The following is an 18,484-nucleotide window of genomic DNA, read 5'->3' as shown; positions in this document are numbered from 1 at the left end:
TTAACATCTATTATTCCTACATTTTAAAATTATGAGTCATTTATTATCAATAAAAAACCTTTGTGTTTCTTTTTTTTCAAATGGAAAGGAAAATGAAGTTATTCATAACATTTCATATCATTTAGGGGAAAATGAAATTCTAGGTATTGTGGGAGAATCTGGTTCTGGAAAGTCTGTTTCGTCACTAGCCATATTAGGTTTACTACCTAAAAAAATATCAAAAATTACTTCTGGAAATATTGTTTTTGAATCTAAAGATTTAACTCAATTATCATCTAAATCTTTTCAGAAAATAAGAGGCAAAAAAATCGCAATGATTTTTCAAGAACCAATGAGCTCATTAAACCCATCTATGACATGCGGTAAACAGATTGAAGAAATATTATTACAACATACAACCTTAACAAAAAAGGAAATTAAAACAGAAACAATACGTCTTTTTGAAAAGGTGAAACTTCCTGAACCGGAACGCGTTTTCAAGTCTTATCCTCATGAAATTTCTGGCGGCCAAAAACAACGTGTTATGATTGCTATGGCTATTGCATGTAAGCCTCAAATTTTAATAGCAGATGAACCTACAACCGCATTAGATGTTACAGTTCAAAATGACATAATTTCTTTGTTAAAAGAATTACAATTAGAAACCAAAATGAGTGTTATTTTTATAACACACGATTTATCTTTAATTTCTCAAATAGCTAATCGCATAATTGTAATGTACAAAGGTGAAATTGTTGAGCAAAATACAGTAAATACTATTTTCAAATCTCCTGAGCATAGTTATACTAAAGCGCTAATAACTTCAAGACCCTCATTAAAAACTAGACTAAAAAAACTACCCACTATTGATGACGTTATGAATAATAGTATTTCTAAAGACATTATAACTTTAGAAATGAGAAAACAAGAACATGAAAAAATATATAGCAAAGCACCATTGCTAGAAATAATTAACCTAGATAAGACATATGTTTCAAAATCTGGTTGGTTTACAAAACCTAAATATTTTAAAGCAGTAGACAATGTTAGCTTTAAGCTATATGAAGGAGAGACTTTAGGATTAGTTGGAGAGTCTGGTTGTGGCAAATCGACATTAGGCAACGCTCTATTATTACTAGACAAGCCAAGTTCAGGAAGCGTATTATTTAAAGGAAAAGATATAACTAAGCTATCTCCTTCAGAAATAAAAATGCTAAGAAAAGATATTCAAATCATTTTTCAAGATCCATATTCTTCCTTAAACCCTAGACTAACTATTGGAAAAGCAATAATGGAACCTATGGAGGTACATAAATTGTATAAAAACACAGCCGAAAGAAAAAACAAAGTAATAGAGATATTAAATCGAGTAGGTTTAAATGAAAGTTATTTTAATCGTTATCCGCATGAGTTTTCAGGTGGTCAAAGACAACGTATTGGGATAGCAAGAACCGTTGCATTACAACCAAAACTAATAGTTTGTGATGAATCTGTTTCGGCTTTAGACATATCTGTACAAGCTCAGGTATTAAATTTGCTTAATGAACTAAAAGAAAAGTATGGATTTACTTATATTTTCATTTCTCATGACCTAGCTGTTGTAAAATACATGAGTGATCAATTACTAGTAATGAATAAAGGAAGAATTGAAGAAATTGATGATGCCGATATTATTTATGCATCACCCAAAAAAGAGTATACCAAAAAATTAATTAATGCTATACCTAAAGGTTTATAGCATGAACACCTTTTTTGTTAAATACAAAACGCTTTTAGCAAAACGTGCCGTTTTTTTTACAGTATTAGATATTCTATTTAATGTAGTAGGTTGCTCAGGTAGATTTGTTGCAATATTCATAATAAGGGATGTTTATGATAAATCTGGATTATCTTTAAATTAGTAAACTTGGTGCGTAAAAAATAACAAAGTAGTTAAAGTTATGGTACATTTGAGTTATAATTTAGATAGGTTTGGGATTGTAAATATATGATTAATTTAGATTGAATCAGTTAAAAAGCAATATTATTCGATGAAATGCATGTAATTTTAACATTTAAAACATACTAACTCCTGTTAGCTCTTTTGGTAGATAGCACTGAAATTGTTGGATAATAACTTCTACCGTAGTTGCTTCTTTTGTCTTCTCCTAGCCTCTTTGCTACTTGATTCGTCATTTTTATAACAAAAACCTCTTCTGCATTTGGAAAAGATAAGTCATGGCCATCTGCATCAATTTTTTTTCCTTTTGAAGAATGATCTTTTTTTCTAGCATGATAATCTTCTGTTTCATATAATTCATTATAGCAATGAATTAACTCATGAGATAATAATGCTACTGGAGAATTATAGCCTTTGTTTCTCCTGAACCAACTTTTTTTATGATTTTTACGAAAAACGACACCATGAGTGTCATAGAATAATACTGTATTATGAGATGGGCTATAAGCATTTTTTTGCCCAGGTATAATTGTAATGTTATTTTCTGTATCTGCAACCAAAACATCAATGATGTCGATTGTTTTTAAAACACTATTATCTATAAAAGAAATCGTAAGCACACTACTCTTTACAAGAAAGTCTAATGCAGTGGTTGTATTTCTAAGAAAACGGTCTTCAATTACATTATAATCTCTATTTTCTATATAATTATAATTTATATAAGTATTCGCTAAAGTTTTAATGCGCATGCGTGAAACAGGTCGTTTATTTTTAAAACTTACAAATTCATTTCTGGAATATCCCCTTCAATAATTAAAGTTCCCTCTGTGGCCTTTTGAATATCTTCAACAGTTACTCCTGGAGCACGTTCCAACAATTTGAACCCTTTATCTGTAACTTCTAAAACAGCTAAATTTGTTACAATTTTCTTTACACAACCAACTCCCGTTAATGGTAAAGAGCATTTTTTAAGTAATTTCGATGCTCCTGCTCTATTAGTATGCATCATGGCAACAATTATATTCTCAGCACTGGCAACTAAATCCATAGCTCCACCCATTCCTTTTACCATTTTTCCTGGTATTTTCCAATTAGCAATATCACCATTTTCAGCAACCTCCATAGCTCCCAAGATAGTTAAGTCAACATGCTGACCTCTAATCATAGAAAAACTTGTAGCACTATCAAAAAAACTAGCACCTGGCAATGTTGTTATTGTTTGTTTACCCGCATTAATAATATCTGCATCTTCCTCTCCTTCGAACGGAAATGGCCCCATACCCAAAACACCGTTTTCACTTTGAAATTCTACTTCTATATCTTCTCTAACATAATTAGCCACTAATGTAGGAATACCGATACCTAAGTTCACATAGTAACCATCTTGTACTTCTTTTGCAATTCGTTTTGCAATTCCTGTTTTATCTAACATAATTATTCTCTTGTTCTAACTGTTCTTTGTTCTATTCTTTTTTCGTAATGAGCTCCTTTAAAAATCCGCTGCACAAATATACCAGGTATATGAATTTGATTTGGATCTAACGTTCCTACTGGAACTAATTCTTCAACCTCAGCGACAGTTATTTTAGCAGCACCAGCCATACAAGGATTAAAATTTCTAGCTGTACCTTTAAAAATCAAATTACCTGCAGCATCACCTTTCCATGCTTTAACAAAAGCAAAATCTGCCTTAAAAGCATGTTCTAATACGTACATTTTTCCATCGAATTCTCTAGTTTCTTTTCCTTCAGCAACTTCAGTCCCATATCCAGCTGGAGTATATATAGCTGGAAAACCTGCTTGCGCCGCACGGCAACGTTCAGCTAAAGTTCCTTGCGGAATTAACTCTACGTCTAATTCTCCCGAGAGCATTTGACGCTCAAACTCATCATTCTCTCCTACATAAGATGATACCATCTTTTTTATTTGATGCTGATGCAGTAATAAACCCAAACCAAAATCATCAACTCCTGCATTATTAGATATACATGTTAAACCTTTTACTTTACTTTTTACTAATGCAGCAATAGCATTTTCTGGAATCCCTGATAAGCCAAAACCACCAAGCATAAAAGTCATATTATCTGTAATACCCTTTACTGCTTCCTCAACAGAATCTACCTTTTTATTAATCATAATACTCTTTTCTTTTGTGGCTTAAATTTATGAAATAAAAAAACCATTCGGCAATGAATGGCTTTTTTATTATTAGAGATCTTAACTATACTATTAATAATACAATTATTTACTGTAACAAGTCTAATTCGTCTGTGGTTTCTTCAATTGGCGTACCGTTATCTTCACCAAGATTATCTTGTTGGTGTCTATTGCAATCTACTTCAACAGATAAGTTTTTTGGTTTTTCAAAATTACTTTTAGAAACATTTAAGGTTTTATCTTCATAACAGCTTTTCATATACATTCCCCATATTGGTAATGACATTGCTGCTCCAGCTCCATAAGTAGCGCTCGAAAAATGAGCTGCTCTATCTTCAGCTCCAACCCATACACCTGTTACTAAATTAGGAACCATTCCCACAAACCAACCATCACTTTGATTTTGAGTGGTTCCTGTTTTTCCAGCTATAGGATTTAAAAGCTCATAAGGATAGCCAGTAATAATTTTTTTATATGCATATTCATTTTTAGACCTACTATGCCTTAGTCTACTTCCAGATCCAGATTGTACCACGCCTTCCATTAAATTTACAGTAACATAAGCCGATTCTGCACTTAAAACATCTTTAGTTTCTGGCTCGAATTGATATAAAACAGTTCCGTTTTTATCTTCAATACGTTCAATTATTACGGGTTTTGTATACACGCCTTTGTTAGCAAAAGTAGAATAAGCACCAACCATTTCGTAAACACTAATATCTGTAGTGCCCAATGCTATTGATGGCACTTCAGGAATCTTAGAAGTAACTCCTAATCGTTTAGCCAAATCTATTACTGGTCGAGGTCCAACTTTATTCATTAAACGAGCTGTAGCGGTATTAACAGATCCAGCTAAAGCTGCTTTTAATGTCTTTTCTCCTCCATATTCTCCATTGCTATTAGTTGGTGTCCATGACTCATGGCTTCCAAATTTATTAGCTTCAATTGTAATTTGAGACATTGGAATTTCATCACATGGAGACATATGTAATTGATCTATAGCAGTAGCATATACAAATGGTTTAAAAGTAGATCCTACTTGACGCTTTCCTTGATTTACCATATCGAATTGAAAATGTCTATTACTTATACCTCCAACCCATGCTTTTACATGTCCAGTTTGTGGATCCATACTCATCATACCAGTACGAAGAATATGTTTATAATACCTCATCGAATCAATAGGTTTCATTATAGTATCTACCTTACCTACTTTTCCATCAATCCATTTAAAAATGGTCATTTTTGTCGGTTGGTAAAAAGAGGCTCTAATTTCCTTTTTGCTTTTCCCTTGGCTTTTTAGAATTCTCCATCGTTCTCCTCGACTCATTCCATCATTCATTAATTTTTCTATTTCAGATTTATTTAAACCTAAAAAGGGTGCTGTTGGGTTTCGTTTTGATGTATTTTGTTTAAAAAACTCTGCTTGCAATCTTGGCATATGTCTAGCAACAGCTTTCTCAGCATATTTTTGCATACGAGAATCTATAGTTACATATATTTTTAATCCATCACTGGTAATATTATATTTTTCACCATTGGGTTTTCTATTAATTTTCTTTTTAACCCAACCTTTCATCCAAGCTCTAATATATTCTCGAAAATAAGTTGCTGTCCCTGTATTATGACTTTCAGGGGTATATTTAATACCTAAATCTGTTTTTTGAAGTGAATCTTTTTTAGTTTTAGATATGTATTCATACTTATACATTTGAGAAAGAACAACATTTCTTCTCTTCTTTGTTTTAACAGCTCTTTTTCCTTTGTCTTTAAGCGGATTAAATAAAGATGGGTTTTTTAACATCCCAACAATCATTGCAGATTCTTTTTGATCTAATTCATTTGGCTCTTTTCCTCCAAAATATATTCTTGAAGCTGATCGAATGCCATGGGCATTATTATCAAAACTTGCAATGTTTAAGTATTGTGCAATAATTTCTTGCTTAGTATACTGGCGTTCTAAACGAATAGCTATAATCCATTCTTTAAATTTCTGTAAAACTCTTTTAACTTTATTACTAGAAGCTCTTTTAGTAAATAACAGCTTAGCTAATTGTTGCGTAATAGTACTAGCGCCACCACTTCCTGGTTTTAAAATAGCTCTTAATGTTCCTCGAGCATCAATACCAGAATGTTCTAAATACCTAACATCCTCTGTAGCTATTAAAGCATTGACTAAGTGTTTTGGCAACTCATCATAACTTACTGGTGTTCTATTGGCTTTATAATATAGTTTTCCTAATGTTTTACCGTCGTTAGAAATAATTTCTGAAGCTAAATTTGTTTTTAAGTTTTCTAACTGTGTGTGGTCTGGCATTTCACCAAAACCACCTAATGATGCAATAAAAAACAATAGAAAAAAAGAAAATATTCCTCCTAAAAATAATCCCCAAAACCATCGTACATGCTTTTTGAAGTTTTCAGTTTTACTTATTTGCTTTGAATCTATTTTTATCAATGATATTAAGTCTCTTTAATTTACGGCATTAAATCCAATTCGTCAGGAATTTCTTCAGTTGGTGTATCGTTATCACCATCTGGATTATCTTGTTGGTATTTTTCGCAATCAACTTCAATAGATAGATTTTTAGGTTTTTCAAAATTCCCTTTAGAAACGTTTAAAGTTTTATCTTCATAACAACTTTTCATATACATGCCCCAAATTGGCAATGCCATTGAAGCTCCTTGCCCATATGAGATACTACTAAAATGCGCTGCTCGATCTTCTGCTCCAACCCAAACACCTGTTACTAAATTGGGAACCATACCCATAAACCAACCATCACTTTGATTTTGTGTTGTTCCTGTTTTTCCAGCTATAGGATTACTTAACTCATATGGATAACCAGTTATAATCTCTTTATATAATGTTTGGTTTGCTCTCCATTTACCTCGTAATCGACTACCAGAACCAGACTGCACAACACCTTCCATTAATTTAACTGTTACATAAGCAGATTCTTCACTTAAAACATCTTTAGTTTCTGGTGTAAATTGATATAAAACAGTACCATTTTTATCCTCAATGCGCTCAATCATCACCGGCTTAGTATACACGCCTTTATTTGCAAAAGCAGAGTACGCTCCAACCATTTCATAGACACTTATATCTGGAGTACCTAACGCAATAGAAGGCACCTCTGGTATATCTGATGTAACACCTAAATTCCTTGCTAGTTTAGCAACAGGTTGCGGCCCAACTTTATCCATTAACCTTGCAGTTCCAGTATTTACGGAAGCTGCCAAAGCATCCTTTAGTGTTTTTTCTCCTCCATATTTCCCATCACTATTACTTGGCGTCCAAGGCTCGGGATTACCATATTTATTAGCTTCTATTGTAATTTGAGAGATAGGTATTTTATCGCAAGGCGACATGTGCAATTGATCTATTGCCGTTGCATAAACAAACGGTTTAAATGTTGACCCAACTTGACGTTTCCCTTGCTTAACATGATCGTATTGAAAATGTCTATAATTCATACCTCCAACCCAGGCTTTTACATGTCCTGTTTTGGGATCCATACTCATCATTCCAGGATGTAGAAATGATTTATAGTAACGCATAGAATCTATTGGCTTCATAATAGTGTCCACTTCGCTTGGCTTACCGTTTTCCCATTTAAAAACTGTCATTTTTGTAGGTTTTTGAAAAGAAGCTCTAATTTCCTTCTCATTTTTCCCTTCCTTTTTTAATACTCGCCATCGCTCTCCTCGTTTCATCCCATCATTCATTAATTTCTCAATTTCATCTTTATCTAATTCTAAAAAAGGAGCTGTAGGGTTTCTTTTTGGTGTGTTTTGATGGAAAAATTCTGCTTGTAATTTTGGCATATGTCTAGCAACAGCTGTTTCTGCATATTTTTGCATACGCGAATCTAAAGTCACAAATACTTTTAAACCATCACTATTAATATTATACTTAGAGCCATCAGGTTTTCTATTTGCTTTATCCTTAGTCCAATCTTTCATCCATGATCTTAGATATTCTCTAAAATATGTTGCGACTCCATCTCTATGAGACTGTGGAGAATACCTTAAATCTAGCTCAGTTTTTTGAAGAGAGTCTTTTGCCTTTTTCTCAATATATTCATATTTCTGCATTTGAGACAACACTACATTTCTTCTGTTTTTTACACCAACAGGGTTTCTTCTAGGGTTATATAATGATGAGTTTTTAAACATACCCACCAACATTGCAGACTCTTTAAGGTTTAAATCTTTTGCTTCTTTATCAAAGTAGATATTAGCAGCAGAACGAATGCCATCTCCATTGTTTCCAAAATCGTAAATATTAAAATACTGAGCAATGATTTCTTCTTTAGTATATTGTCTTTCTAAACGAATAGCTATAATCCACTCTTTAAATTTTTGCAACAATCTTTTAATTTTATTACTAGATGCCCTTTTAGTAAATAATTGCTTAGCTAATTGTTGTGAAATTGTGCTGGCTCCACCACTTCCCGGTTTTAAAAAAGCTCTTAAAGTTCCCCGCGCATCAATCCCAGAATGGTCATAATAACGTACATCTTCTGTAGCAACTAACGCCTCAACCAATTGTTTTGGAAGCTCCTCATAACTAACGGGAGTTCTGTTATCATTGAAATAGAATTTACCTAAAGTTTTACCATCAGAAGAAATAATCTCAGTTGCTAAGTTTGTTTTTGGGTTTTCTAATTGTGTATGATCCGGCAATTCACCAAAAGCTCCCCAAGAGGCTAATAAAAACAATAAAACGATTAAAAATATCCCGCCTAAAAATAGCATCCAAAACCATCGCACATATTTGTCGAAGTTTTGAGCTTCTGCTGTTTGTTTTGTTTCTGTTTTTGCCATTAATTTTTATTTTCTAAAGGATTTTCTATTCTAAACCCTATATCTGTAATCCCTTCTAAGTTTGTAATGCCGTTTACTTCTCCATTTATTCTCATGGCATGCTGAATATTAACTTTATACTCACCTGCTTCATCAAAAATAACACCTTCTTTATACCACAATTTATTCTCTTTTATACTTGACAAACCTGTACCTAAAAGCTCTCCATTTGGTCTAGCCATTCTATATTCTAAGGTGTCACGGACTACTTTCCCTTTAGGAAAATTCATTTCAACAATTAAAAATAAATTACTGTATTTATAATCACCAGTATTTCTAAGATTTACAAATAAATTGTATGGTTTGGTTGAATCTGGAACTTTAACATTAAAACTAATTATCTTGTTTTTATTCCAATTATCTGGTACAGATTGGTACTCATCAAAAACACTACCACCATCACATGCCAATAATAATAAAGATATTAAAAAGCTAAAAACAACAACTCTATTTTGCATTATTCGTTTTGTTTTGTGGTTTTCTTTGTGCCTTATTTTTTTGATTTCGATTCTTATTTCGATTTCTGTTCCTATTATTTTTACGTTTCTTATTCCCTTTTGGACTATCAAAACGTGTTAAACTGTCTTGACCAACAACGTTTTCAAATTCTACTTTAGTATCTTCTATTAAATCTGCAGCATATTCTTCTAAACTAGCAATTTTCTGTTTCTTTTTATTAAGCTCAATAATCTCTCTGGCTTGTGTTGTAGTAATTTTATGCCAATTCATCCATTCTCCCTCATAGGCATACCACATATGTCCTTTGAAAATATCTGTTTTTTGGCATACGGCTGTACCTTTTTCTGTATAAAGTTTGGTATCGTTTTTAGGAAATGCTTTTAAAGCATCTAAATACGAATCTAACTCATAATTTAAACAACATTTTAATTTACCGCATTGTCCTGCTAATTTTTGCGGATTTAAGGATAACTGTTGATAACGAGCTGCACTAGTGCTTACCGATCTAAAATCGGTTAACCAAGTAGAGCAACATAATTCTCGTCCACAAGAACCTATTCCTCCTAATCTTGAAGCTTCTTGTCTAAAACCCACTTGTTTCATCTCTATTCGCGTTCTAAATTCTCTCGCAAATAGTTTTATTAACTCTCTAAAATCTACACGTTCTTCTGCTGTGTAATAAAATGTTGCTTTGCTGGCATCACCCTGAAACTCAATATCTGAAATCTTCATTTGCAATTTTAAATCAATTGCAAATTGACGTGCCTTAACCTTCATTGGTTCTTCTTTATCACGAGCTCCGCTCCAAATATCAATATCTCGTTGTGAAGCTTTACGATACACTTTTAAAACCTCATCTGGTTTAGGGTCTATTTTTTTTCGTTTCATTTGAACACGAACAAGTTCACCAGATAATGTAACCATTCCTATATCATGACCAGATTGCGCTTGAGTCGCTACAATATCGCCAATAGAAAGCGATAAATTTTCTGCATTTTTATAGTATTGTTTTCTACCATTTTTAAAACGAACTTCAACAAAATCGAAAGGTTTTTCTCCATTTGGAACAGACATATTTGCTAACCAATCGAAAACGGTTAGTTTATTACAACTATCTGTACCACAAGTACCATTATTTTTGCAGCCTTTAGGTTGGCCATCTTTAGTTGAGCAACTTGCACAAGCCATATATGTAGATATATTGATTCTGAATGCTTTAGCACCAGAAGACGATTAATATTCTTTTGTTTTTTTATAAACTATTTTTCTTTCAGTTTTAAAACAAAATCTATTGGTAAAGATAAGATTATTCTTATGACTTAAAAATATAAAAAAACCCGAGGTTAAAACTCAGGCTTTTTTTATATGATTTTAGAATTTTATTTCTTTTTCAATGTTTCAAAAATATTCCTTAAATCTTTTTTATAAGGCAAATGATCTGCTCTTCCTTTTTTAAAAATATCATTACTATTGCCTTGACCTTTTCGTAATGCTTTTTGTTCTTCAAAAGGCAGGGCATTTATATCTTTACAAGTTGTAGAACAACAGTTATCTAATTCTGTTTTACAGTCCTCACATTGAATAAATAATAAATGACAAGCTTCATTTGCACAATTAACATGCGTATCACAAGGTTTTCCACATTGGTGGCAATTAGCAATAATATCTTCACTAATTTTTTCTGCACGGCGATCATCAAACACGAAGTTTTTCCCTAAGAACTTATTCTCTAACTCGTTTTCTTTTACTTGTCTAGTATATTCAATTATACCTCCTTCTAATTGGTATACATTTTTAAATCCTTTATGTTTAAAATATGCACTAGCTTTTTCACATCGAATCCCGCCAGTACAATACATCACCAAATTTTTATCTTCTTTATGATCTTTTAAATCATCTTCAATAATATCTAACGATTCTCTAAATGTATCTACATCTGGTGTTACTGCATTTTTAAAATGACCTATTTCACTTTCATAATGATTTCTCATATCTACCAATACCGTATTTTCATCTTCAATAAGCTCATTAAATGTTTCTGCAGCAACATGTACGCCTTTGTTCGTAACATCGAATGAGTCATCATTTAAACCATCTGCAACAATCTTTTTCCGAACTTTTACTTTAAGTTTTAAAAAAGACATATTGTCTTGTTCAACAGCAATATTTAATCTAATATCTTTTAAAAATTCAATGGTATCTAGATGTGTTTTAAATGCATTAAAACGATCTGCTGGTAACGACAATTGTGCATTTATCCCTTCGGTCGCAACATAAATACGACCTAAAACGTCTAATGCGTCCCATGTTAAAAATAAATGATCTCTAAGTATTTGTGGATTGCCAATATTCGCATATTGATAGAATGAAAGAGTTAAACGCTCTTTTCCTGCGTTTTCTATAAGTTCTGCTCTTTCTTTGGCACTTAGTTTATTGTACAGTTGCATGCTATACTAATTTTAAGGTTAAAGATTTTTTTTGCAAAAGTACTGTTTTTAATAGTTTTAGCAACAAAAGAAAGTGTTATGTATAAAAAAAAGTCCGTTGACTTTCAACGGACTTTTAATAGACTAACTCGTTATTAATTTTTTTATTTCTAAAAAAAGTAAACGAGCTAACCTCCATCGGCTTTACAGCTACTGTTTATAAATACAGTTACTGAAACGCCTAATGCTTTTGATTTAATTGTTTTTTTTATATACCTCATCGTTAAAACACTTAAAAGTTAATGATGAATATTTGTAAAAATTGGGATTAATGATTCTTTTTCATAGCAAAATTTTTCCCGCTTTTATTAGTAGATGCAAAAAGAGTGAAAAGGTTGCGTGAGAAAATAAAAAAAAGTGAAAAAAAGTATTATTTTAGCACGAATATTACCTAAAAATAAGATAACATGAGCAGTGAAAAAGAAGCAAAATTAAAGGCATTAAAGCTAACCTTAGATAAATTAGATAAAGCTTACGGTAAAGGAACAGTAATGAAAATGAGTGATGCTGCTGTAGTAGACGTAGAGTCTATTCCTTCTGGTTCATTAGGTTTAGATATTGCTTTAGGCGTTGGTGGTTATCCAAGAGGTCGAGTTATAGAGATATATGGTCCAGAATCTTCTGGTAAAACAACATTAACATTACACGCTATTGCTGAAGCTCAAAAAGCTGGAGGTATTGCAGCTTTTATTGATGCAGAACATGCTTTCGATCGTTTTTATGCAGAAAAACTTGGCGTAGATATAGATAATTTAATAATATCTCAACCAGATAATGGAGAACAAGCTTTAGAAATAGCAGATAATTTAATTCGTTCTGGAGCTATTGATATAGTTGTTGTCGATTCTGTAGCAGCATTAACTCCTAAAAGTGAAATTGAAGGAGAAATGGGCGATAGTAAAATGGGTTTACATGCTCGTTTAATGTCTCAAGCATTAAGAAAATTAACAGCATCAATTAGTAAAACGAATTGTACTGTAATATTTATTAATCAATTAAGAGAAAAGATTGGTGTTATGTTTGGTAACCCAGAAACAACAACAGGAGGTAATGCATTAAAATTTTATGCTTCTGTACGTTTAGATATTCGTCGTTCTACACAAATAAAGAATACAGATGGTGAAGTTATGGGTAACAAAACCAGAGTAAAAGTGGTTAAAAATAAAGTTGCTCCTCCATTTAGGTTAGCCGAATTTGATATCATGTATGGTGAAGGTGTAAGTAAAGTTGGTGAAATTCTGGATGTAGCAGTAGACAAAGAAATTATAAAAAAGAGTGGATCTTGGTTTAGTTATGATGAAACAAAGTTAGGACAAGGGCGAGATTCTGTAAAGGCAATAATAAAAGACAACCCCGAGCTTTTTGAAGAGCTTGAAGAAAAAATAAAAAAAGCCATTAAAGAAGATAAATAATAATTAAATCCCGAAAAATTTCGGGATTTTTTATTTTTAGACGCAACCATTTATAGATTTCTGCATCTACTATTTATAATACACGTATATTTTAATTTGAAAATGATTAGAAAGTTTCTTTTTTGTTTAATAACAGTAGCACTATTTTCTTGTAGTGTAGATGATGCTGGCCCAGCATCTCACCAAGAATTATTACCAATAGAAAGTGTTGTAATCCCAGATGAATTTCAAGTAGGGATAAGTTACCAAATCGATTTAACTTATGTAAAGCCTACTAATTGTCATTCTTTTTATAACATTTATTATTTAAAAAATTTTAATGAAAGAACTGTTGCAGTAATTAGTACTGTATATCAAAATGAAAATTGTACGACTATAGATGCACAGACTGATGTTTCATTTAATTTCGTAGCAACTCAAACAGGTTCTTATATTTTCAAGTTTTGGCAAGGTGAAGATCAAAATGGAGAAGACACATATTTAGAAATGGAAATACCTGCAGTAGAATAATTATTAACTAATACGTGATTATAAATTGAGTTTAGACCAACTCATATATAAATGTAAAAGCAATGATACTAAAGCACAAAGTGAACTTTACAAGCTCTTTTCGAGTAAATTGTTTTCTCTTTGTTTAAAGTATTCGCGTAATTATGCGGAAGCTGAAGATAATTTGCAAGATGCTTTTATTTCTATTTTTAAAAAAATAGATCAATATAAAAACAAAGGCTCTTTTGAAGGCTGGTTAAAGCGTGTAACAATTAACACTGCTTTACAACGTTACAGGCAACAAGGTGTTTTTGAAATTATTAATGATGAAAACATTGAAGATGAAACGGTAAATGTTGAAGATGAAGATGATATTTCAATAGATTATCTTTTAAAGATTATTCAAGAATTACCTGATAGATATAGGTTAGTTTTTAACCTTTATGTTTTAGATGGTTATTCGCATAATGACATTGCGGATTTGTTAAAAATAACCTCTGGAACTTCAAAATCTAATCTAGCTAGAGCTAGACAGATTTTAAAAACAAAAATTACAGACTATAAAATGGGAATTAGTTCTCAATCTTTATAAATATGAGTGATAAAAAAAACATAGACAGACTTTTCCAGGAAAAGTTTAAAGACTTCGAGATGAAGCCCAATCCAAACCTTTGGGCTAATATTGAAGATCAATTAGACAATAATACCAAACCTAAAAAAGAAAGAAAAACAATCCCTGTATGGTTACGTTATAGTGGTATTGCTGCTACACTATTATTATTTTTAGTAATAGGTAACTCCATTTTAAATAATAATAACAACACTGAAAGCAACACTACTATTGTTGATACTAAAACTGAAGATAAAATTATTCGTAATACTTCAAATGATGAAAACAAAGATGATATCATTAAAGAAAAAGAAAATATTGAAGGTGTTACTGAAAACACCGAAAATAACACTGCTATTTCTAATACTAATAATACTGATTCTAAATCTATTGAAAGTAATTTATTAAGCAACAAAAATGCTTCTAAAGCACTTAAAGACAAAACGAAAAATGCTAATAATTTAGTAACATCATCAAGTAAAAACAACTATAACACATCTGTAGTTTCAAATTCAAATAATAAAAGCTCTATTTCTAATAAAAATAAAAAAGACTATAGTATTGTTACAAATGAAAATAGTAATTATACTGCAAATGCAGTTGCTAACAATTCTCAAAATAAAACAATTTCTAAAGAGAAAAATAATGATATAACCAACTCTTCATACTCTAATACCACTGTATCTAGTTCTAATACTATAAATAAGAATAAAATTAATACTAAAACAGGAACTGTTTTAGATAACAATATCGCAATTTCTAATACAGATGTTGCAACAACAGATAGTAAAAAAGAAGAAGAAAAAAATAATACAGAAGCTAGACCTTCATACTCTAATACCACTGTAGCTAGCTCTAATACTATAAATAAGAATAAAACTAATACTAAAACAGTTCCTGTTTTAGATAACAATATTGCAATTTCTAATACAGATGTTGCAACAACAGATAGTGAAAAAGAAGAAGAGAAAATGATAGAAAAAGAGAGTGAAGACTCGTCTGAATCTATCGAAGAGGCCATTGCCAAGATTGAAGATCTTGATGAAAAAGAAAAAGAAGCAAACAAATGGACCGTTAATGCTAACGTTGCCCCTGTTTACTACAATACTCTTGGCAAAGGCTCTCACATTCATGATCAATTTATTGACAACCCTAAAAGCGGCGAAGTCAACACAAGTTATGGTGTAAAAGTGGGTTATGCTCTTAATAAAAAACTAAAAGTTCGTACTGGTGTTAACATGTTAGATTTAAGTTATGATACAGCAAACGTTTTAGTTTACGATGCCGTTTCTAATGCTCCTAATAATGCAGCGTTAAGAAATATAAATTTTGTACCTGATAATCAAGGGCAAACATTTTCTGTATTAAGCGCTGATAATTTTGGAGTACAACAAGTAAGTAATTTAGTAAATAAAAATTTAAACGCAGCATTAAGTCAGCGTTTAAGCTATGTAGAAGTGCCTTTAGAAATGGAATATGCTTTAGTAGACAATAAATTAGGTATTGATGTTATTGCTGGTGCAAGCGCATTCTTTTTAGGAGATAATGAAGTTGTTTCTGAAATAGATAATAGAAAACAAAAAATTGGTGAAGCAAATAATATTAACGATATAAGCTATAGTGCAAATATTGGTTTAGGAATAGATTATAAATTTAGTGATAAGCTACAATTTAATTTTGAACCTACTTTTAAATATCAAATGAATGCCTATAGTGAAACATCTGGAGATTTTAGACCATACATCATTGGTGTTTATACTGGTTTTAGTTATAAATTTTGAGTTTTAAGTTTTTTAGTTGGTTAAACTTTAAATTAGTATCTCATTAAATTGAGAAAGACAATGATGACAAAAAGCTACTCTGTGCCAAGGGTAGCTTTTTATTTTATACCAAAAGCAAGTAATTGATTGTAAATAATAGTTCTGGACTTTTCGTTTATAAGCTTAGTGTCTTCAACTGTTAGTCCTTTGGTTTCAATAAATTTATGAATCTTAACTCGCATTTTTCCAGGGCTACCACTAAAGAAAGTGTAAGAGAATCGTTTTTTATTATCGGCAAAAGTAATAGGTACTATAGGTATTTGATGGTTAATTGCTAAACGAAAAGCACCATCTTTAAAATCTGTTAAGAGAATATCTTCTTCAGGGACTAAGCCTTCAGGAAAAATACAGATACTTAAACCATCTTTTAAACGTCTTTTTGCTCTTAAAAACACTCTTTTTCGGCTTTCCGGACTGCTTCTATCTACCAAAATACAGGTGCGTTTATAGAAAAATCCAAATAATGGAATCTTAGCTAGTTCTGCTTTTCCTACGAATACAAAAGGGTTTTTAGTAGCAATCAACATTAGCATAATATCTGCCATAGAAGTATGATTTGCAATAAACATATAACTATCTCCTCTATTAGTCTCTTGCATTCTAGTAATTTTCGTTTTAAAACCCATACCTATTAGAATACATCGCGCCCAAATACGAGCTAATTTAAAAAAATATGGATACCAAGATTCTTTTAAAATAGATAGTAACAGAAAAGGAAACATTAAAACTATAGGCAAAGCAACCAAAATATAAAACCAAATACGGTAGAGTAACCAAAATATGTATTTAAATACAATCATAAGCGCCAAAAATACATAATTGTTTTGAGCTATTTTAATTGAAAAAAAATACCTTTGTTTTTTCGTTTAACAAAAAAGAGTGTCCCGCTAAAAAATGCTTTAGCTGTTCCTCTAAAATGCAATTGTAATTTGCGTTTTTTAATACAATTTCCGCCTACGCGGAAAATACTATGGCAAGAATACTTACAGGAATACAAAGTACTGGCACACCACATTTAGGAAACATTTTAGGTGCATTAATGCCAGCAATAGCGCTTTCTAACGATGTAAAGAATGATTCATTCTTATTTATTGCAGATATGCATTCGCTAACTCAAATTAAAGAAGGTAATGTCTTAAGAAATAACACCTATTCCACAGCTGCTACGTGGTTAGCTTTTGGCTTAGATATTGAAAAAACAGTGTTTTACAGACAAAGTGATATTCCACAAGTAACAGAATTGTCTTGGTATTTAAGTTGTTTTTTTCCATACCAACGTTTAACATTAGCGCATAGTTTTAAAGATAAAGCTGATAGATTAGAAGATGTTAACTCTGGATTATTTACATATCCTATGTTAATGGCTGCAGATATTTTACTATACGATGCTAATATTATTCCTGTTGGTAAAGACCAATTACAGCATATAGAAATGACTCGCGATGTGGCTTCTCGTTTTCATGCAAAAATGGGAGATACTTTTATATTGCCAGAAGCTAAAGTACAAGAAAACACGATGCTTATTCCTGGAACAGATGGTTCTAAAATGAGTAAGAGCAAAGGTAATATTATCGATATCTTTTTACCAGAAAAGAAATTACGAAAGCAAATAATGAGTATTGAAACAGATAGTACTCCTCTAGAAGATCCAAAAGATTGGAAAACATGTAACTGTTTTGCTATATATAAATTATTAGCCTCAGATGAGGAGATAAAAATCATGAAAGCTAATTACGAAAACGGCAATTATGGTTATGGTCACGCCAAACAAGCCTTGTTTGAACTCATTATAAAAACCTTTGAAATGCAACGTGAGCGTTACGATTTTTATATGAATAACCTTGACAAAATAGATGAGGCGCTAGCCAAAGGCGCTGAAAAAGCTAAGGTTGTAGCCAATGACGTTTTAAAACGTGTACGTGATAAAGTTGGATATTAAGGCTACTTATCTAAAAGTATCTTAGTTACAAATTTGCTAACCGATTACTTCCTTATTTTAGATAATTTAAGTTTAGTTCTTTATGATTCATTTTTATGATTAAGTATTTTGGAGACTATTAATCTTTAAAATTTAAATCATGAAAAAAAGAGTATTAAAAAACTTAGCTCTAAACAAAAATGTGGTCTCTACATTTAACAGTAAATCTTTATTTGGTGGTGGCAATCCTCCAAACACAAGTTATGGCACACCTCAACATGGATGTCCGTATGCTTGTAAAGAACCAAGGACTGAAGCATGCTAATATAATTAACTAGTAATT

General features: G+C 31.5%; 17 protein-coding genes. 8 read left to right on the top strand and 9 right to left on the bottom strand.

Annotated features, from left to right (window positions below):
• The first annotated feature begins 31 nt into the window (after positions 1-31).
• Positions 32-1,717 carry an ABC transporter ATP-binding protein gene (locus tag Q0997_RS01740; protein WP_299883823.1) on the top strand — a complete coding sequence of 562 codons (1,686 nt, stop codon included), beginning with the start codon at positions 32-34 and terminating at the stop codon, positions 1,715-1,717.
• Complete coding sequence (locus tag Q0997_RS01735; protein WP_299884224.1) at positions 1,695-1,880, top strand: hypothetical protein; 186 nt, start codon at positions 1,695-1,697, stop codon at positions 1,878-1,880. The genes Q0997_RS01740 and Q0997_RS01735 overlap by 23 nt, the downstream gene beginning before the upstream one ends.
• Before the next feature lie 163 nt (positions 1,881-2,043).
• Here the strand turns inward: Q0997_RS01735 and Q0997_RS01730 are convergent, their stop codons facing one another.
• The 8 genes from Q0997_RS01730 to Q0997_RS01695 all read right to left on the bottom strand — a co-directional run bounded on the left by Q0997_RS01730 (position 2,044) and on the right by Q0997_RS01695 (position 11,853).
• Complete coding sequence (locus Q0997_RS01730) at positions 2,044-2,667, bottom strand: hypothetical protein (RefSeq protein WP_299883820.1); 624 nt, start codon at positions 2,665-2,667, stop codon at positions 2,044-2,046.
• A 29-nt stretch (positions 2,668-2,696) separates the two neighbouring features.
• Positions 2,697-3,350 carry a CoA transferase subunit B gene (locus Q0997_RS01725; RefSeq protein WP_299883818.1) on the bottom strand — a complete coding sequence of 218 codons (654 nt, stop codon included), beginning with the start codon at positions 3,348-3,350 and terminating at the stop codon, positions 2,697-2,699.
• A gap of 2 nt (positions 3,351-3,352) precedes the next feature.
• On the bottom strand, positions 3,353-4,054 hold the full coding sequence (locus Q0997_RS01720; protein WP_299883816.1) for a CoA transferase subunit A: 702 nt from the start codon (positions 4,052-4,054) through the stop codon (positions 3,353-3,355).
• A 109-nt stretch (positions 4,055-4,163) separates the two neighbouring features.
• Positions 4,164-6,533 (bottom strand): transglycosylase domain-containing protein, encoded by a 2,370-nt coding sequence (locus tag Q0997_RS01715; protein ID WP_299883814.1) that lies wholly within the window; start codon positions 6,531-6,533, stop codon positions 4,164-4,166.
• Between the two features lie 20 nt (positions 6,534-6,553).
• On the bottom strand, positions 6,554-8,908 hold the full coding sequence (locus Q0997_RS01710) for a transglycosylase domain-containing protein (protein WP_299883813.1): 2,355 nt from the start codon (positions 8,906-8,908) through the stop codon (positions 6,554-6,556).
• Complete coding sequence (locus tag Q0997_RS01705) at positions 8,908-9,405, bottom strand: gliding motility lipoprotein GldH (RefSeq protein WP_299883811.1); 498 nt, start codon at positions 9,403-9,405, stop codon at positions 8,908-8,910. Before Q0997_RS01705 ends, Q0997_RS01710 begins: the two co-directional genes overlap by 1 nt.
• Positions 9,395-10,594 carry a regulatory iron-sulfur-containing complex subunit RicT gene (locus Q0997_RS01700; RefSeq protein ID WP_299883809.1) on the bottom strand — a complete coding sequence of 400 codons (1,200 nt, stop codon included), beginning with the start codon at positions 10,592-10,594 and terminating at the stop codon, positions 9,395-9,397. The genes Q0997_RS01705 and Q0997_RS01700 overlap by 11 nt, the downstream gene beginning before the upstream one ends.
• A gap of 191 nt (positions 10,595-10,785) precedes the next feature.
• Complete coding sequence (locus tag Q0997_RS01695) at positions 10,786-11,853, bottom strand: rhodanese-related sulfurtransferase (RefSeq protein ID WP_299883807.1); 1,068 nt, start codon at positions 11,851-11,853, stop codon at positions 10,786-10,788.
• A gap of 446 nt (positions 11,854-12,299) precedes the next feature.
• Here Q0997_RS01695 and recA point away from each other — a divergent pair, with 446 nt between their 5' ends.
• From recA to Q0997_RS01675, 4 genes are all read left to right on the top strand, one after another.
• A complete protein-coding gene (recA, locus tag Q0997_RS01690) occupies positions 12,300-13,304 on the top strand; it encodes a recombinase RecA (protein WP_299883805.1) in 1,005 nt (334 codons plus the stop codon).
• Positions 13,305-13,406: 102 nt separating this feature from the next.
• Positions 13,407-13,814, top strand: a complete 408-nt coding sequence (locus tag Q0997_RS01685) for a hypothetical protein (protein WP_299883803.1) — start codon at positions 13,407-13,409, stop codon at positions 13,812-13,814.
• 25 nt (positions 13,815-13,839) lie between these two features.
• On the top strand, positions 13,840-14,385 hold the full coding sequence (locus Q0997_RS01680) for a sigma-70 family RNA polymerase sigma factor (RefSeq protein WP_299883801.1): 546 nt from the start codon (positions 13,840-13,842) through the stop codon (positions 14,383-14,385).
• A gap of 2 nt (positions 14,386-14,387) precedes the next feature.
• On the top strand, positions 14,388-16,184 hold the full coding sequence (locus Q0997_RS01675) for a hypothetical protein (RefSeq protein WP_299883799.1): 1,797 nt from the start codon (positions 14,388-14,390) through the stop codon (positions 16,182-16,184).
• 98 nt (positions 16,185-16,282) lie between these two features.
• Here the strand turns inward: Q0997_RS01675 and Q0997_RS01670 are convergent, their stop codons facing one another.
• A complete protein-coding gene (locus Q0997_RS01670; protein WP_299883797.1) occupies positions 16,283-17,023 on the bottom strand; it encodes a 1-acyl-sn-glycerol-3-phosphate acyltransferase in 741 nt (246 codons plus the stop codon).
• A gap of 170 nt (positions 17,024-17,193) precedes the next feature.
• Here Q0997_RS01670 and trpS point away from each other — a divergent pair, with 170 nt between their 5' ends.
• Both trpS and Q0997_RS01660 read left to right on the top strand, forming a co-directional pair.
• On the top strand, positions 17,194-18,162 hold the full coding sequence (gene trpS, locus Q0997_RS01665; RefSeq protein ID WP_299883795.1) for a tryptophan--tRNA ligase: 969 nt from the start codon (positions 17,194-17,196) through the stop codon (positions 18,160-18,162).
• Between the two features lie 139 nt (positions 18,163-18,301).
• Positions 18,302-18,466: a hypothetical protein gene (locus Q0997_RS01660; RefSeq protein WP_299883793.1), complete on the top strand. Its 165-nt coding sequence runs from the start codon at positions 18,302-18,304 to the stop codon at positions 18,464-18,466.
• Positions 18,467-18,484: the final 18 nt, after the last annotated feature.

Origin of the sequence: uncultured Lacinutrix sp. (assembly GCF_947500325.1) — a bacterium.
Classification (GTDB): domain Bacteria; phylum Bacteroidota; class Bacteroidia; order Flavobacteriales; family Flavobacteriaceae; genus Lacinutrix.
This window is presented reverse-complemented; position numbering and strand designations above follow the sequence as displayed.

Bases quoted from the DNA above. Each gene is read 5' to 3' on its own strand.
- Q0997_RS01740 (WP_299883823.1), top strand. From the start codon at position 32: ATGAGTCATTTATTATCAATAAAAAACCTTTGTGTTTCTTTTTTTTCA.
- Q0997_RS01670 (WP_299883797.1), bottom strand. From the start codon at position 17,023: ATGATTGTATTTAAATACATATTTTGGTTACTCTACCGTATTTGGTTT.
- recA (WP_299883805.1), top strand. From the start codon at position 12,300: ATGAGCAGTGAAAAAGAAGCAAAATTAAAGGCATTAAAGCTAACCTTA.
- Q0997_RS01735 (WP_299884224.1), top strand. From the start codon at position 1,695: ATGCTATACCTAAAGGTTTATAGCATGAACACCTTTTTTGTTAAATAC.
- Q0997_RS01730 (WP_299883820.1), bottom strand. From the start codon at position 2,667: ATGCGCATTAAAACTTTAGCGAATACTTATATAAATTATAATTATATA.
- Q0997_RS01705 (WP_299883811.1), bottom strand. From the start codon at position 9,405: ATGCAAAATAGAGTTGTTGTTTTTAGCTTTTTAATATCTTTATTATTA.
- Q0997_RS01710 (WP_299883813.1), bottom strand. From the start codon at position 8,908: ATGGCAAAAACAGAAACAAAACAAACAGCAGAAGCTCAAAACTTCGAC.
- Q0997_RS01660 (WP_299883793.1), top strand. From the start codon at position 18,302: ATGAAAAAAAGAGTATTAAAAAACTTAGCTCTAAACAAAAATGTGGTC.
- Q0997_RS01675 (WP_299883799.1), top strand. From the start codon at position 14,388: ATGAGTGATAAAAAAAACATAGACAGACTTTTCCAGGAAAAGTTTAAA.
- Q0997_RS01695 (WP_299883807.1), bottom strand. From the start codon at position 11,853: ATGCAACTGTACAATAAACTAAGTGCCAAAGAAAGAGCAGAACTTATA.
- Q0997_RS01720 (WP_299883816.1), bottom strand. From the start codon at position 4,054: ATGATTAATAAAAAGGTAGATTCTGTTGAGGAAGCAGTAAAGGGTATT.
- Q0997_RS01725 (WP_299883818.1), bottom strand. From the start codon at position 3,350: ATGTTAGATAAAACAGGAATTGCAAAACGAATTGCAAAAGAAGTACAA.
- Q0997_RS01685 (WP_299883803.1), top strand. From the start codon at position 13,407: ATGATTAGAAAGTTTCTTTTTTGTTTAATAACAGTAGCACTATTTTCT.
- Q0997_RS01700 (WP_299883809.1), bottom strand. From the start codon at position 10,594: ATGGCTTGTGCAAGTTGCTCAACTAAAGATGGCCAACCTAAAGGCTGC.
- trpS (WP_299883795.1), top strand. From the start codon at position 17,194: ATGGCAAGAATACTTACAGGAATACAAAGTACTGGCACACCACATTTA.